The 208-nt window shown below is 65.9% G+C and carries 1 protein-coding gene; it reads right to left on the bottom strand.

From position 1 onward, the window contains the following. Positions 1 to 208 (bottom strand): beta-ketoacyl synthase N-terminal-like domain-containing protein (locus IH13_RS46345; RefSeq protein ID WP_158791551.1); only part of this gene is annotated, 208 nt, incomplete at both ends.

The raw sequence follows: 208 nt of genomic DNA on the forward strand, positions 1-208 counted from the left end.
TGCCGGGAGAACTCCACGAACGTCCCAGGCGTCGCCATCACCGTCACACCGCCGGCCAGCGCCATCGAACACTCACCCGACCGCAACGCCTGAATCGCCCAGTGCAACGCCACCAACGACGACGAACACGCCGTATCCACCGTCACCGCCGGACCCTCAAGACCCAACGTGTACGACACCCGACCCGACGCCACACTGCCCGAGTTAC

Source organism: Streptomyces sp. NRRL WC-3549, from assembly GCF_000721935.1.
In the GTDB taxonomy this organism is placed as follows: domain Bacteria; phylum Actinomycetota; class Actinomycetes; order Streptomycetales; family Streptomycetaceae; genus Streptomyces.